The organism is Pseudocitrobacter sp. 73 (genome assembly GCF_008369545.1).
GTDB classification, from domain to species: domain Bacteria; phylum Pseudomonadota; class Gammaproteobacteria; order Enterobacterales; family Enterobacteriaceae; genus Pseudocitrobacter; species Pseudocitrobacter vendiensis.
Map to the genome: position 1 here is coordinate 1 of NZ_VTZO01000005.1, position 14,567 is coordinate 14,567.

At 54.6% G+C, this 14,567-nt stretch carries 13 protein-coding genes and 2 pseudogenes; 7 read left to right on the top strand and 8 right to left on the bottom strand.

The genetic code is table 11. The features are described from left to right. Positions 1-198: 198 nt before the first annotated feature. From F0Q32_RS04080 to ybbA, 3 genes and pseudogenes are all read right to left on the bottom strand, one after another. Positions 199-525, bottom strand: a pseudogene (locus F0Q32_RS04080) (porin); the annotation flags it as partial. 294 nt (positions 526-819) lie between these two features. Beyond that, a complete protein-coding gene (ybbP, locus tag F0Q32_RS04085; protein ID WP_149462077.1) occupies positions 820-3,234 on the bottom strand; it encodes a putative ABC transporter permease subunit YbbP in 2,415 nt (804 codons plus the stop codon). After that, positions 3,231-3,917 (bottom strand): putative ABC transporter ATP-binding protein YbbA, encoded by a 687-nt coding sequence (gene ybbA / locus F0Q32_RS04090; RefSeq protein WP_149462078.1) that lies wholly within the window; start codon positions 3,915-3,917, stop codon positions 3,231-3,233. Before ybbA ends, ybbP begins: the two co-directional genes overlap by 4 nt. Here ybbA and tesA point away from each other — a divergent pair. Genes tesA through F0Q32_RS04105 form a run of 3 tightly spaced genes read left to right on the top strand, consistent with a single transcriptional unit; the run spans position 3,885 to position 6,223 of the window. Next, positions 3,885-4,511: a multifunctional acyl-CoA thioesterase I/protease I/lysophospholipase L1 gene (gene tesA / locus F0Q32_RS04095; protein WP_144052258.1), complete on the top strand. Its 627-nt coding sequence runs from the start codon at positions 3,885-3,887 to the stop codon at positions 4,509-4,511. The genes ybbA and tesA overlap by 33 nt on opposite strands. Before the next feature lie 28 nt (positions 4,512-4,539). After that, positions 4,540-5,310 carry an SDR family oxidoreductase gene (locus tag F0Q32_RS04100; protein ID WP_149462079.1) on the top strand — a complete coding sequence of 257 codons (771 nt, stop codon included), beginning with the start codon at positions 4,540-4,542 and terminating at the stop codon, positions 5,308-5,310. 58 nt (positions 5,311-5,368) lie between these two features. After that, on the top strand, positions 5,369-6,223 hold the full coding sequence (locus F0Q32_RS04105; protein ID WP_149462080.1) for a co-chaperone YbbN: 855 nt from the start codon (positions 5,369-5,371) through the stop codon (positions 6,221-6,223). A 94-nt stretch (positions 6,224-6,317) separates the two neighbouring features. On the opposite strand, the gene fetB is transcribed toward F0Q32_RS04105, so the two are convergent. The 3 genes and pseudogenes from fetB to F0Q32_RS26415 form a co-directional block, all read right to left on the bottom strand. Then, positions 6,318-7,097: an iron export ABC transporter permease subunit FetB gene (gene fetB, locus F0Q32_RS04110; RefSeq protein WP_149462081.1), complete on the bottom strand. Its 780-nt coding sequence runs from the start codon at positions 7,095-7,097 to the stop codon at positions 6,318-6,320. Continuing rightward, on the bottom strand, positions 7,090-7,761 hold the full coding sequence (fetA, locus tag F0Q32_RS04115; RefSeq protein WP_149462082.1) for an iron ABC transporter ATP-binding protein FetA: 672 nt from the start codon (positions 7,759-7,761) through the stop codon (positions 7,090-7,092). Before fetA ends, fetB begins: the two co-directional genes overlap by 8 nt. A 153-nt stretch (positions 7,762-7,914) precedes the next feature. After that, positions 7,915-8,031 (bottom strand): annotated as a pseudogene (locus F0Q32_RS26415) (hypothetical protein); the annotation flags it as partial. Positions 8,032-8,303: 272 nt separating this feature from the next. Here F0Q32_RS26415 and F0Q32_RS04120 point away from each other — a divergent pair. Both F0Q32_RS04120 and F0Q32_RS04125 read left to right on the top strand, forming a co-directional pair. After that, positions 8,304-9,218 carry an SPFH domain-containing protein gene (locus tag F0Q32_RS04120; protein WP_149462083.1) on the top strand — a complete coding sequence of 305 codons (915 nt, stop codon included), beginning with the start codon at positions 8,304-8,306 and terminating at the stop codon, positions 9,216-9,218. Then, complete coding sequence (locus F0Q32_RS04125) at positions 9,218-9,685, top strand: NfeD family protein (RefSeq protein ID WP_149462084.1); 468 nt, start codon at positions 9,218-9,220, stop codon at positions 9,683-9,685. Before F0Q32_RS04120 ends, F0Q32_RS04125 begins: the two co-directional genes overlap by 1 nt. Here the strand turns inward: F0Q32_RS04125 and cueR are convergent. Together cueR and F0Q32_RS04135 are read right to left on the bottom strand one after the other, a co-directional pair. Further along, on the bottom strand, positions 9,682-10,092 hold the full coding sequence (gene cueR, locus F0Q32_RS04130) for a Cu(I)-responsive transcriptional regulator (protein ID WP_015965507.1): 411 nt from the start codon (positions 10,090-10,092) through the stop codon (positions 9,682-9,684). The two genes, F0Q32_RS04125 and cueR, sit on opposite strands and share 4 nt — an antisense overlap. A 174-nt stretch (positions 10,093-10,266) precedes the next feature. Continuing rightward, the gene (locus F0Q32_RS04135; RefSeq protein ID WP_253898073.1) at positions 10,267-10,818 is read right to left on the bottom strand and encodes a serine acetyltransferase; all 552 of its coding nucleotides are present in this window, start codon (positions 10,816-10,818) and stop codon (positions 10,267-10,269) included. 173 nt (positions 10,819-10,991) lie between these two features. Here F0Q32_RS04135 and copA point away from each other — a divergent pair, with 173 nt between their 5' ends. Together copA and F0Q32_RS04145 are read left to right on the top strand one after the other, a co-directional pair. After that, positions 10,992-13,493, top strand: coding sequence for a copper-exporting P-type ATPase CopA (copA, locus tag F0Q32_RS04140; RefSeq protein WP_149462086.1), 2,502 nt, complete (start codon positions 10,992-10,994; stop codon positions 13,491-13,493). 90 nt (positions 13,494-13,583) lie between these two features. Next, positions 13,584-14,378 (top strand): TraB/GumN family protein, encoded by a 795-nt coding sequence (locus F0Q32_RS04145; RefSeq protein WP_149462087.1) that lies wholly within the window; start codon positions 13,584-13,586, stop codon positions 14,376-14,378. Positions 14,379-14,567 lie beyond the last annotated feature (189 nt).

The following is a 14,567-nucleotide window of genomic DNA, read 5'->3' on the forward strand; positions in this document are numbered from 1 at the left end:
AAGCCAGCAGACTTCCCCCCCATAGCCAGCCTCAAGTCCAGACCGAGGCCACCGGGGGTCCTGACCAGCCGTCTAGACATCTCGTCTAATGACACAAGTCTGGCACAAAGAATGACACAAGGTCTTGACTCAATGCAGGACCTCAGGCCTACTAATGTCTCTCGTGACTCTAACGAGTAACCGCTTCAAGTCCTTGAAGTTCCAGATGAACATCGCCGGGAAGTTAACGCCCAGTTCATAGTAGCTTATCCAGCTAATATCATCGAACAGGTAGTAATCTGCTGCGAAACGGAAACGGGTGCCGCCGTCGAAGCCATTACGTTTGTAGCCGTTCGCGCCATCATCCCCGGTCATGTTCTGGAACTGAGGACGGATACTCCCGCCAACGGTGAAGTTAAGACGGCTCAGCGGATCGCCAGCCTGCGGGTCAGCTTTTAAAACGGTGATTTCCGCTTGAGAAGCGAAAGTCGTCAGTGCCACTGCTGCGCCGATCGATAATGCCAGCGCTTTTATTTTTATGGACATGGTTGTTCCTTGGATAGGTTAACTGCCATTTATTTAGCCAGTGAATATTATCGTGTCTAAATGAACTTATCTTTACCGTTTTTTAATGATTTGTGCGGTTAAACTGACGCTTCTATACAGTTTGTGCCTTTATTGAACAATTCCATGGAACTTATAGGGGTAAGGGGGAAAAATGGGATTTAGCGCGCGGATTTTTTGCTGGATGGACGTTAAGCGGCGGCAGTTGCCCGGTGGCGCTAACGCTCACCGAGCCCCCGTGTAGGCCGGATAAGCGTCAGCGCATCCGGCAATCTCTTAGCTACTGAACTGGCGGAACAACGCTTTGCCTTTTAACAGGCGAATCCCCAGCCAGCCGCCACACAGTGAAAGCAGCACTGCGCCACAAAGCGGTAGCGCCAGCCACAAGCGCCAGTCGGGCTCCCACGGGAAATCAAACACCCGCGTTTGCAGCATCGCCAGCGCCGTTTCAGCGCCAATGGCCGCCACCAGCCCGGAGACCAACCCCAGCAGGGCGAACTCCGCCCACAGCGTGGTACGCAACAGTGGCTTGCTGGCCCCGAGGGTGCGATAAACCACCAGTTCCTGATGCCGCTGACGCATGCCGACCTGCACCTGTGCCAGCAACAACAGCACACCGCAGGCGGTCACCAGCACCACCATCACTTCAAGCGCCCGACTTACCTGCTCCAGCACCTGCCCGACCTGTTTCAGTATCGCGCCAATATCCAGCAGGCTGATCGTTGGGAACTCGCGGTTCAACTGCGTTAAAAGCGTCGTATCGCGATCCCAGCGGAAACTGGTGAGCCAGCTTTGCGGCTGCCCCTCCAGGGCCCCATTCGGGAAAATAAAGAAGAAGTTAGGCCGCAGGCTCTCCCAGTCGACTTTACGCAAACTGGTGACCGTAGCGTTGAAATCCTGAGTATCGCCAGTGAAGGTTACTTTATCGCCCAGTTTGATATTCAGACGCTTCGACAGCCCCTCTTCAATCGATACTTCCCCCACTTTCGGCGGCCAGGTTCCGGCGACAATAGGGTTATGGTCCGGTTGTTTCTCCTGCCAGGTGAGGTTCAGTTCACGATTGAGCGATTCATCTTTATTCCCTTCCGTTGTCTGGCCGTTTATCTGCGTCAGACGCGCGCGAACGATGGGATAAAATGCCTCAGGGATCACCTGATGCTCCGCAAGGAACGTTTTCACCGGCTGCACCTGCTCCGGCGCGATGTTAATCAGAAAGTAGTTAGGGCTTTCCGGCGGTAACTGCTGCTGCCAGCGGTCAAGCAGGTCGCCGCGAAGTACCAGTAAAAGCGCCAGTAACATAAAGGAGAGTGAAAATGCCGCAAGCTGACTCAGCGTCGACCACGGCTGGCGCAGCAGACGATTGACCGCCAGACGCAACGGCAGTGCTTTCAGCGTTAAGCGCCTGAGCACGTTAAGCAGCATCCAGCCCAGCACGCCGCACAACAACGCCAGCACTACAGCGCCCGCCAGCACTGACCACAGCAGCGGGCTACCGCCCATCAACCAGGCAAGCAGGCCGATAACCACCGCGCTAATCACCGGAATATAAAACGTCAGCGGCCAGACGCTGGCGACCACGTCGCGCCGCAGTACGCGCAGCGGCTGCGTGGCCAATAACAGACGATAGGGCCGCAGACCGACCAGCAACGAAATCACCACCATCGTGCCGATAGCCCACAACCACGGCCAGGCGCTGGCGGAAGGCAGTGCTGCCGGTAAAACCGGTTTGAGCAGAATCAACAAGATATGTTCGAACAGCAGCCCCATCGCGCCGCCGGTGATGACCGCCAGCGTGAGCAGCAAAAGCCACTGACCAATGATTAGCTTGCGTAGCTGCGCCCGCCCGGCGCCAAGGGTTTTGAGGATTGCCACCAGGTCATAACGGCTGCGGCAGTAGTGCCCCATCGCCACCGCGACTGCCGCCACCGCCAGTAGCAACGTTAACAGCGCAGAAAGTAACAGGAACTGCTGCGAGCGTTCGAGCGATTTCCCCAGCGCGCCTTCGTCCTGCTCCAGGCCATACCAACGATGCTCAGGCTTCAGTTGTGGTAGCAGCCATTTTTCATAGCTCGCCAGCTGTTCTGGCGTACCGCCAAATTTGTAGCGCCAGCTCACACGGCTGCCGGGCTGCACTGCCCCGGTTTTTTCGACGTCAGCCATGTTCATCATCAGGCGCGGCGCCATCTGGAAAGGGTTAAAGCCGGCATCCGGCTCCTGAACTATTTCCCCGGCGATGCGCAGCGTGGCATCACCGACGTCAATTTGATCGCCGATGTTCAGGTTTAACAACGCCAGCAAACGCGGCGCCAGCAGTACAGTACCTGGCTGCGGCTTCACTCCCTCCGGTTTGGTTTGCAGGGTGCCGTACATCGGATAAACACGGTCTACAGCTTTGACGTCAGCGAGCTGCGGCGTATTTCCCGCCCAGGTCATGGTTGAGAAACTGACCTGCTCGCCAACCTTCAGGCCCTCTTCCCGCGCCTTGTCCAGCCAGGCGGTGGGCACTTCACGCGAACTACGCAGCGCGCGATCGCCTGCCATATATTCGCGGCTTTGCTGGCTTAAACCTTTTTCCATGCGGTCGCTGATGCTGCCGAGCGCCAGCACACAGGCCACCGCCAGGCTTAACGCCAGCCAGACAATCAGCAGCGACGGCGAGCGCCACTCCCGCCAGAACCAGCGTGCAATCATGCTTCCTCCCGCAATTCACCGTCCACCAGGCGCAAACGTCGGTCACAGCGCGCCGCCAGTTGCGGATCGTGGGTCACCAGAATGAGCGTCGTGCCATGCTCACGATTGAGCGAGAAAAGCAGGTCGGCAATTTTATCGCCCGTCTGCCTGTCGAGGTTTCCGGTGGGTTCATCGGCGAAGAGGAGATCCGGGCGACCATTAAACGCGCGCGCCAGCGCCACGCGCTGCTGTTCACCGCCCGAAAGCTGTGCCGGGAGATGATGCAGACGCTTGCCAAGGCCAAGCTGTTCGAGCAACGCTTTCGCGCCGCCCCGGCTCTGACTGTCGCTTTCGCCACGCAGCAGCGCCGGAAGTTCAACGTTTTCCAATGCGTTGAGTGTCGGGATCAACATAAAAGACTGAAAAACAAAACCCACATGCTGCGCCCGTAAACGCGCTCGCGCTTCTTCATCCAGCGACGACAGCGATTGCCCTAGCAGTTTCACGTCGCCATCGCTGCCGTCATCCAGCCCGGCCAGAATCGCCAGCAGCGTTGATTTCCCTGACCCCGACTCACCAATCAGGGCAATGGTCTGCGCCGGTTTGACAATCAGGTTAACTCCGGTAAGGATGGAAAGCTCATGCTCTCCCTGACCGACGGATTTCTTAAGATGATGAACTTCAAGCACGTTTTCCGCTGGCATTTGCCCGTCCTGTTTTTGATTCTGTTAAGCTTCCGCGCCGTCGCCGCAGACACATTGTTGATTCTCGGCGATAGCCTGAGCGCGGGATATCGTATGGCCGCCAATACGGCCTGGCCTGCCCTGCTCAACAGCAAGTGGCAGCCGAAAACAGAGGTGATTAACGCCAGCATCAGCGGCGACACCTCGGCACAGGGGCTGGCGCGCCTGCCTGCACTGCTGAAACAGCATAAGCCGCGCTGGGTGCTGGTTGAGCTGGGCGGCAATGATGGCCTGCGCGGCTTCCAACCTCAGCAAACCGAGCAAACGCTGCGCACCATTTTGCAGCAAATTAAAGCAGCCAACGCCGAGCCGTTGTTAATGCAAATTCGTCTGCCCGCAAACTACGGACGCCGTTATAATGAGGCCTTTAGCGCGATTTATCCGCAGCTTGCCCAGGAATTCACTATCCCACTGCTGCCCTTCTTTATGGAAGAGGTTTATCTCAAACCGCAGTGGATGCAGGATGATGGTATTCACCCCAATCGTGACGCCCAACCGTTTATCGCCGACTGGATGGCGACACGCCTGGCACCACTAGTTAATCACGACTCCTGAATTTAAAGGGGCGTTCTCAGGTAAAGTTATGCAAAAAACGGTTTTAATTACAGGATGTTCAAGCGGTATTGGTCTGGAAAGCGCGCTTGAGCTAAAACGCCAGGGATTTCGCGTGCTGGCGGCCTGCCGCAACCCTGCCGATGTTGCGCGGATGAACGGGATGGGGCTTGTTGGTATTGAACTGGACCTTGATGACCCCAAAAGCGTAGACCGTGCCGCCGATGAGGTTATCGCCCTGACCGGCAATCGCCTGTTCGGCCTGTTCAACAACGCTGGCTTTGGCGTTTACGGCCCGCTCAGCACCCTAACCCGGACACAGCTGGAGCAGCAATTTTCCGCCAACTTTTTCGGCGCGCATCAACTGACTCAGCGTCTTCTTCCGGCAATGATCCCGCATGGCGAAGGCCGTATCGTGATGACGTCATCGGTTATGGGGCTTATCGCTACGCCCGGTCGCGGCGCCTATGCGGCCAGCAAATATGCGCTCGAAGCGTGGTCCGACGCGCTGCGCATGGAACTGCACACCACGGGCATAAAAGTGAGCCTGATTGAGCCGGGCCCGATTCGTACACGCTTCACCGACAACGTGAATCAAATCGAGCAGGACAAACCGGTTGAGAACCCCGGCATTGCCGCGCGGTTTACCCTGGGCCCGGACGCGGTCGTGGAAAAAGTGCGTCACGCCTTTATCAGCGACAAACCCAAACTGCGTTACCCGGTGACGCTGGTTACCCACGCCGTTGGCTGGCTGAAGCGCCTGCTCCCAGCCTGCGCGATGGACAAAATTTTACGCGGCTAAGTTGAAGCCGGGCTTCGCGCCCCCATGTAATAGTCAAATCGACAAAAGAGAGTGGCTCATGTCCGTACAGAATATCGTCAATATTACCGAAGCTAACCTGCACCAGACGCTGGAACAATCCGTCACGACGCCGATTCTGTTCTACTTCTGGTCTGAACGTAGCCAACACTGTCTGGAGCTGACGCCGGTTCTGGAAAACCTGGCCGCGCAGTACAACGGTCAGTTTATTCTGGCAAAAGTAGACTGCGACGCTGAGCAGATGGTGGCCTCGCAGTTCGGCCTGCGCGCTATCCCAACGGTTTACCTGTTCCAGAATGGTCAACCGGTGGACGGTTTCCAGGGCCCGCAGCCGGAAGAAGCCATTCGCGCCCTGCTCGATAAAGTTCTGCCGCGTGAAGAAGAGCTGAAAGCCCAGCAGGCAATGGAACTGATTCAGGAAGGCAACTATGCTGACGCGCTGCCGCTGCTGAAAGATGCGTGGTCCATGTCGAATCAGGATAGCCAGATTGGCCTGCTGCTGGCAGAAACGCAGATCGCGCTGAACCGTTCTGAAGACGCGGAAGCCGTACTGAAAACCGTGCCATTACAGGATCAGGACACCCGCTATCAGGGTCTGCTGGCGAAAATTGAACTGCTGAAACAGGCCGCCGATACGCCGGAAATTCAGCAATTACAACAGCAAGTTGCGCAAAATCCGGAAGATGCCGCACTGGCATCACAGCTGGCGTTACAGTTGCATCAGGTAGGTCGTAACGAAGAAGCGCTGGAGCTGTTGTTCAGCCATCTGCAAAAAGACCTCGGTGCGGCTGACGGACAAGCGCGTAAAATGCTGCAGGAGATCCTGGCCGCGTTAGGAACCGGTGATGCGCTGGCGTCAAAGTATCGTCGTAAGTTGTATTCGCTGCTGTACTGATTGATTGATTGCCGGATGGCGCTGACGCTTATCCGGCCTACCTATTAGCATGTCTGTAGGCCGGATAAGGCGCAGCCGCCATCCGGCGTTATTCTCACACTTTCTTCAACTGCGACACCACCAGTTGATGGCGTGAATTGTAGAATTTCCGGTACGTGAGATAGCAGGCAATAATCGTCGACAGACTGGCAGTGGAAAGCAGCATAAACGTCACCATTATCTGGTACTTAATCGCTTTTACCGGGTCAATCCCCGCAAAGATCAGCCCTGACATCATCCCCGGTAAACTCACCAGTCCGACGGTTTTCGCCGAATCCACCGTAGGGATGAGCGACGCACGAATGCTTTCGCGAATGAGTCGCGCGGAGGCCATTTTAGGCGTCGCGCCCAGGCTGAGTTTCTCCTGAATCTGCTGCTGTTCCGCGCTAAAGCGCTGCCCAAGATTGTTGTAACACAATCCCACCGCCACCATCGCATTGCCGGCAATCATCCCGGAAATAGGGATCACCTGCATCGGCGTAAACTCAATCGAACCTGAAAAGACCAGTACGACCAGCGTTAATCCGGTCCCGGTGGTGATGGCAATAAACGATGAGACAAACGCTTTACTAATGTATTTACTGCGTTTTTGCGCGTTGTAAGCTGCGTTAAAGCAGATAAACAGCACCATCAGCAGCGTCAGAATCGCGTGGTTAACATTGAATATATATTTCAGCACATAGCCGACAATAATAAGCTGAACAATCGCCCGGCAAATGCTCCAGATAATATCTTTTTCCAGCGCCAGCTTTTCCCGATAGCTCACCACGATGGCCACCAGCACTAATACCATTGACAGCGCCAGTGACTCATTGGTTATGGCATGCTCATTCATGGGCGGCCTCCTGCATATCCTGTCCCGAGAGCGGTAATGTAATGACATCATCCGCATGTTCTATTTCATCTTTATCGTGGGTGACCCACAGCACGGCGATATTTTTCTCCCGAACATAGCGATGAATAATATCGTTCACGTTATGCTTATTTTCTTCATCAAGCGCGCTGGTAATTTCATCCAGTAATAAAACGTCCGGCAAAAATTGTAGGTTGCGGATCAGGGAAATACGCTGTTTTTCGCCGCCAGAAAGATCGTTGATTGATTTCGACAATGTTTCTTCCGGTAAGCCAAACCGCGTCAGGAACCCCAGAAAGGTGTCCGGCTCTGTGCGTTTATCACGAATCTGCCAGGGGAAAATCAGGTTGTCATAGACCGTTTCGCCAAACAAGGCAGGCGTTTGCGCGCAATAGGAAACCTGCTGGCGGTACTGCTCAGGCGACAGAGTGGTGTAATTCTGGCCTTTAAACTGTATCGTCCCTTCACTCGGGCTCAATAGCGAGGCGATGATTTTTAATAATGTACTTTTACCGCAGCCCGAAGGGCCGGTTATCAACTTAAACTCACCCGGCGCAATACTGAAATTGATATCCTTTAGCACCTGCCGCTCACCGATGCGATAACCCACACCTGTTAATTGCAGAATCGCGTTGCTTTCCATCATGATTATTTGAAACTCCTGTTCCGGACTGATGGACATAGTGTAACGATATTTCCGCATAAAGAGTTAATCGAAAATTATCTAATTCTCATAAGGCCTTAAAAACGGGGCTCATCGACCATATCGCCTCCCCCTTTTTAATACTCTGCGTAACGCTTATTCTCTACCGTCAGGAAAGTTCTCTTTTAAGTATTCCAGAACATATTTATTAACCTTATGTTCTGTGAGCTGATAGCCTTTCCAGTACTCCGGTTGTTCAAGATAGACTTCTGGCGTGCTGGCTCGTTGTTCAGCACCTGCCTCACGAATGGTGGAATGTCAGGCCCAGGAATTTCCCGCAATATCGGCTATTTTGCGGAGGGGAACAGACAAGTTTCGCAAAAAAAATTATTTATAGATGATATGGCGTGACATTCTGAATGAGCAGCAAAAATTGCAGTAGTATCGAAATCTGGCAGGCGAATTTCGTTACAGTAAGCGATATACTTAACGTCATCAAAGGCATCATACCGCTTATATAAAAGGACGGTATAACAGGAGGTTTCATGCTGATATTTATCCCTATCTTGATTTTTGTCGTACTGGTGGTGGTTGCCGCTGGCGTCAAAATCGTTCCCCAGGGTTATCAATGGACGGTCGAACGTTTTGGTCGCTACACCAATACGCTTCAGCCTGGACTTAGCCTTGTCGTGCCCTTCATGGACAGGATTGGCCGTAAGATCAACATGATGGAGCAGGTTTTAGATATTCCATCTCAGGAAGTTATCTCCAAAGATAACGCCAACGTTACCATCGACGCCGTCTGTTTTATTCAGGTCATTGATGCGCCAAAGGCTGCCTATGAGGTGAGTAACCTGGAACTGGCGATCATTAACCTGACGATGACCAATATTCGTACCGTGCTGGGTTCTATGGAGCTTGATGAAATGCTCTCCCAACGCGACAGCATCAACACACGTCTGCTGCATATCGTTGATGAAGCCACCAATCCATGGGGCATTAAAGTCACCCGTATTGAAATTCGCGATGTTCGCCCACCCGCAGAACTGATTGCGTCGATGAACGCCCAGATGAAAGCCGAACGTACAAAACGCGCCTATATCCTCGAAGCCGAAGGTATTCGCCAGGCCGAGATTGTCAAAGCTGAAGGGGAAAAGCAGTCGAAGATCCTCAAGGCGGAAGGTGAACGTCAGTCGGCCTTCCTTGAGGCGGAAGCCCGTGAACGTTCCGCAGAAGCAGAAGCGCGCGCAACCAAAATGGTGTCAGAAGCTATTGCCGCCGGGGATATTCAGGCGGTGAACTACTTCGTTGCACAAAAATATACCGAAGCGCTGCAACAGATCGGGACATCCAGTAACAGCAAAGTGGTCATGATGCCGCTGGAAGCCAGCAGCCTGATGGGCTCTATTGCAGGCGTGGCTGAACTTATCAAAGACAGCGCCAACGAACGGAAAAGATAATGGTCGAGATGATTCTGGCTCATCCACATATTTTCTGGTTAAGCCTGGGCGGCCTGTTGCTGGCCGCCGAGATGCTGGGCGGCAACGGTTATCTGCTGTGGAGCGGCGTTGCCGGGGTGATCACCGGCCTACTGACCTGGGTTCTGCCCGTCAGTTGGGAGTGGCAGGCGGTCATATTCTGTATCCTGACGCTGCTGGCAGCGTGGCTATGGTCAAAATGGCTGGCGCGCCAGGTCAAGGAGCAGAAACCCGCAGACAGTCAGCTTAATCAACGTGGGCAACAACTTGTGGGGCAGCGTTTTACCCTCGATAACCCCCTGGTTAACGGGCGTGGGCAAGTACGGGTTGGCGATAGCGCCTGGCCGGTTATTGCTGATGACGATTTTCCTGCGGGGTCAAAAGTTGAGGTTATCGCAGTAGAGGGCATTACGCTGCGCGTTCGTCTCTCTGAACAGGCAAAACGTTAAGCCTGCTTTTTATGCTGGCAACAGCCCGAAAGGTGATCGATTATCGGGCAATCCACGCCATCATCACCGGGGCATGACGCCGCCAGCGCCAGAAGCTGATCGCGCATTGCTTGCAAGTCGCTGATATGTTTTTCAATTTCAGCGACTTTTTGCAGGGTATGCGCTTTCACATCCGCGCTGTGCCGTTTCGGGTCATTGAAAAGCGTTACCAACTCGCCGCACTCTTCCAGATTAAATCCTACCTGCCGGGCCTGACGTAACAGCGTAAATTCATCAATATGTTTTTGCGTGTAACTACGGTAACCGTTCTCGCTACGCAGCGGCGGCGTCACCAATCCCTTCTCTTCATAAAAGCGAATCGCTTTACTGGTTAAGCCGGTTTTTTTGGCAACATCACTGATGTTCATGCTCTTCTCCGTATAGAGGGTGACCGATCGCCCTAGTATAACCTGGATAGATTGCTTAATTGATCGACGATTAATTAATGCCATCAAAAGCACAAAATTCACATGTCCTCTGAAGGGGACCCAAAATGGGTTGATGCTTTGAAATGCCTCTGTCGTAGAGTCGGTACGGGAGAGTTAACGAGAGACGGTTTTAGGTGTCATTACTGGTGTTATCTTGTTCTTATACACTGTATCAGCTGGAATATCAGTCAGTACCAGTGAGTGCGCCCCGATTGTCACGTTATCGCCAATCGTGACTTTCCCGCCAAGAATGGTTGCATTACACCCAATATCCACATGATTACCAATGATAATCATTGCGTCAGCGCTATCGGTACGCAGGCCGATCGTAATACCTTGCTTGATGTCAGCGTACTCGCCAATGACACAGTTATCCGTGATGACAATGCCATTCAAATGAGCAATATTCAGGCCCTTACCGATTTTGCACGATAAAGAAATATCAACCGGGTGATGCTGCTTCAGGCGATGCTCAATTCGACGGGCTATGCGTTTTTTAAATCGACTCTCCTGCCCATACAACCAGGACGCAATTCGCCACCAGAACAGGAAGTACTTCTTATGATTACGCCGGGTGCGGAACAGGGCCTTGCGCCATGAGAAAGCCTTATCGCGACCAATCACCTCAAGGCGAATGCATTCTTTAAGTTCAGAGTATGAGTTCACGTTTCGTCGTTCTGATATAAAAAAAAGAATTCTAAATTAATACCCTGCAGAGACAACTTTTTTATCACAAACAGAATGCTTGACCTTCCCCTTGCGGGAAGGTTTAACCTTAATAACAGTCAAATGACGATGATGCCGTCCACTTCCGGACAGCGCATAGAGAAGGAGTTTTTATGTCCACTACTATCGACCTGACGCTTGATGGCCTCTCCTGCGGCCACTGCGTTAAACGTGTTAAAGAGAGCCTGGAAAAACGTCCTGATGTGGAACAGGCTGATGTCACCATTACTGAGGCCCACGTTACCGGTAGCGCCAGCGCGGAAGCGCTGATCGAAACCATCATTGAAGCGGGTTATGGTGCAGAGTTAAGCCACCCAAAGGCTAAACCGCTGGCGGAAGCAGTAACCCCGTCGGAAGCACTGACAGCGGTCACCCCTGAGCTTCCGGCAGCCCAGGATCTGGATGACAGCCAGCAGTTGCTGATCAACGGAATGAGCTGCGCCAGCTGCGTCTCTCGCGTGCAAAAAGCCCTTCAGGCGGTACCGGGCGTCGCACAGGCACGGGTAAACCTTGCGGAGCGCACTGCGCTGGTGATGGGCAGCGCCTCCGCCGCTGATTTAGTCCACGCCGTAGAGAGAGCAGGCTACGGCGCGGAAGCGATTGAAGATGATCTGAAACGTCGTGAGCGCCAGCAGGAAACCGCGCTCGCCACCATGAAGCGCTTCCGCTGGCAGGCGATTGTCGCGCTGTTGGTCGGTATCCCGGTTATGGTCTGGGGAATGATCGGCGACAACATGATGGTGACCGACGCCAACCGCTCGCTGTGGCTTGTCATCGGCCTGGTGACGCTGGCCGTAATGGTCTTCGCCGGTGGCCACTTCTACAGCAGCGCATGGAAAAGCCTGAAAAACGGCACCGCGACGATGGATACGCTGGTGGCGCTGGGTACTGGCGTTGCGTGGCTCTACTCGATGAGCGTCAACCTGTGGCCGCAGTGGTTCCCGATGGAAGCGCGTCATCTCTATTATGAAGCCAGCGCGATGATCATCGGTCTGATTAACCTCGGCCATATGCTGGAAGCACGCGCCCGTCAGCGTTCATCTAAAGCGCTGGAGAAACTGCTTGATTTGACGCCACCGTCTGCCCGCGTGGTGACAGAAAACGGCGAAAAAACCGTGCCGCTGGCCGAGGTTCTGCCGGGTATGACGCTGCGCCTGACGACCGGCGACCGCGTGCCGGTCGATGGCGAAATCACCCAGGGCGAAGCCTGGTTTGACGAAGCGATGCTCACCGGTGAACCGGTGCCGCAGGAAAAAAGCAATGGCGATGCTATTCACGCCGGGACGGTGGTACAGGACGGTTCTGTTTTGTTCCGTGCCAGTGCGGTAGGTAGCCATACGACGCTCTCACGTATTATTAAAATGGTGCGTCAGGCGCAAAGCAGTAAACCTGAAATCGGCCAACTGGCGGATAAAATCTCGGCGGTGTTCGTGCCTGCCGTGGTCGCCATCGCGCTGTTCAGCGCCGCCATCTGGTATTTCTTTGGCCCGGCGCCGCAGATTGTCTATACCCTGGTGATCGCTACCACCGTACTGATTATCGCCTGCCCCTGTGCCCTCGGCCTGGCTACACCGATGTCGATTATTTCTGGCGTGGGTCGTGCCGCGGAGTACGGCGTGCTGGTGCGTGATGCCGACGCGCTGCAACGTGCAAGCGAACTGACCACGCTGGTGTTTGATAAAACCGGCACGCTGACGGAGGGTAAGCCACAGGTTGTGGCAGTGAAGACCTTCTCAGGTGTAGAAGAAGCGCAGGCGCTACGTCTTGCCGCCGCGCTGGAGCAAGGTTCAAGCCACCCATTAGCGCGAGCGATTCTGGAAAAAGCGGGCGATGCTACGTTGCCGCAGGTCAACGCCTTCCGCACCCTGCGCGGGCTGGGCGTCAGCGGTGAGGCAGAGGGTAGAACGCTGCTGCTGGGTAACCAGGCGCTGCTCAACGAACAGAATATCTCAACCGCGGAACTGGAAAACGAAATCAATGCGCAGGCTTCACGGGGCGCCACGCCGGTGCTACTGGCAGTCGACGGTAAAGCCGCTGCGTTGTTCGCCATCCGTGACCCATTGCGTGCTGACAGCGTGGCGGCGCTGGAGCGCCTGCATCGTGAAGGCTATCGTCTGGTGATGTTGACCGGCGATAACCCAACCACCGCCAATGCCATCGCCAAAGAAGCGGGTATTGATGAAGTGATCGCAGGCGTACTGCCGGATGGCAAAGCCGAAGCCATTAAAAATCTGCAACGTCAGGGGCAAAAAGTGGCGATGGTCGGCGACGGCATCAATGATGCGCCGGCGCTGGCGCAGGCTGAAGTCGGTATCGCCATGGGTGGCGGCAGTGATGTGGCGATTGAAACGGCGGCCATCACCCTGATGCGTCACAGCCTGATGGGCGTCGCGGATGCGCTGGCGATTTCCCGCGCCACGCTGCGCAATATGAAGCAGAACCTGCTGGGTGCGTTTATTTACAACTCGCTGGGTATCCCTATCGCCGCCGGTATTCTCTGGCCGATAACGGGTACGTTACTCAACCCGGTGGTTGCTGGTGCGGCAATGGCGCTCTCTTCCATCACGGTTGTGAGCAACGCGAATAGATTGCTGCGGTTTAAACCGAAGGCATGATCCCTGCTCCCTCCTGATGCCGTTTCAGGAGGGAGATTTGCACCTTTACGACGGGCGCGCTAGCATGAACCTTTCTCAAAGGGAGCGCGTATGGGTCTGTTAAATCAACTAAAACGCTTGTGGCACGCGCTGCGAGGCGCCCCTTATAGCTGGCCCGCCATCGATATCTCCCTGCCCGGCGGTCGTGAGCTTCACCTGGTCGGCAGCATTCATATGGGTACGCGCGATATGTCGCCGCTGCCGCCGAAGCTGGTCAAGAAGCTACAGCAGGCCGATGCGCTGATCGTTGAGGCCGATATTTCCGGTAATGAAGCGCCTTTCGACAATCTTCCACTTTGTGCTCCCCTTGCCGAACGCCTGACGGCGACGCAGCTTGCCGCGCTGGAAAAACTGGCCGATGAGCAAGGCTTACCGCTTGCGCGTTTCGATACCCAGCCACTGTGGCAAATTGCGATGGTAATGCAGGCGACACAGGCGCAAAAGCTGGGTCTGCGCCCGGATTACGGGATTGATTATCAACTCCTGCAGGCAGCGCGGCAGGCTTCCCTTCCTGTTCAGGAGCTGGAAGGCGCATCAAGTCAGATTGAACTGTTGTTGCAACTGCCGGATGACGGGCTGGCGCTGCTGGAAGACACCCTCACTCACTGGCATACCAACGCGCGATTATTGCAGGTCATGATTGGCTGGTGGCTGGAACAGCCGCCGACCGACAGAAACTCCCCGCTGCCGAATACCTTTAGCCAGTCGCTGTATGATGTGTTGATGGTGCAGCGTAATCAGGCGTGGCGCGATACGCTGCTGGCGCTGCCGCCGGGCCGCTATGTGGTGGCAGTTGGCGCGCTGCATCTGTATGGCGAAGGCAACCTGCCGCAGATGTTGAAATAAAAAAATGGCCAATATCTCTATTGGCCCGTCAAAGAGGAATTTCATCATTATTATTATCCCGAAGTTCGCACTCCGGATCCTTTGATTGTCGCTCAAAGTCATCATCACTTCCATTACTATTGCGCAAGATAATACTATTTTTTAGCCAGCCCAGAGGCGTATGCTTAGGGCATGTCTGTTCAGTAGTAA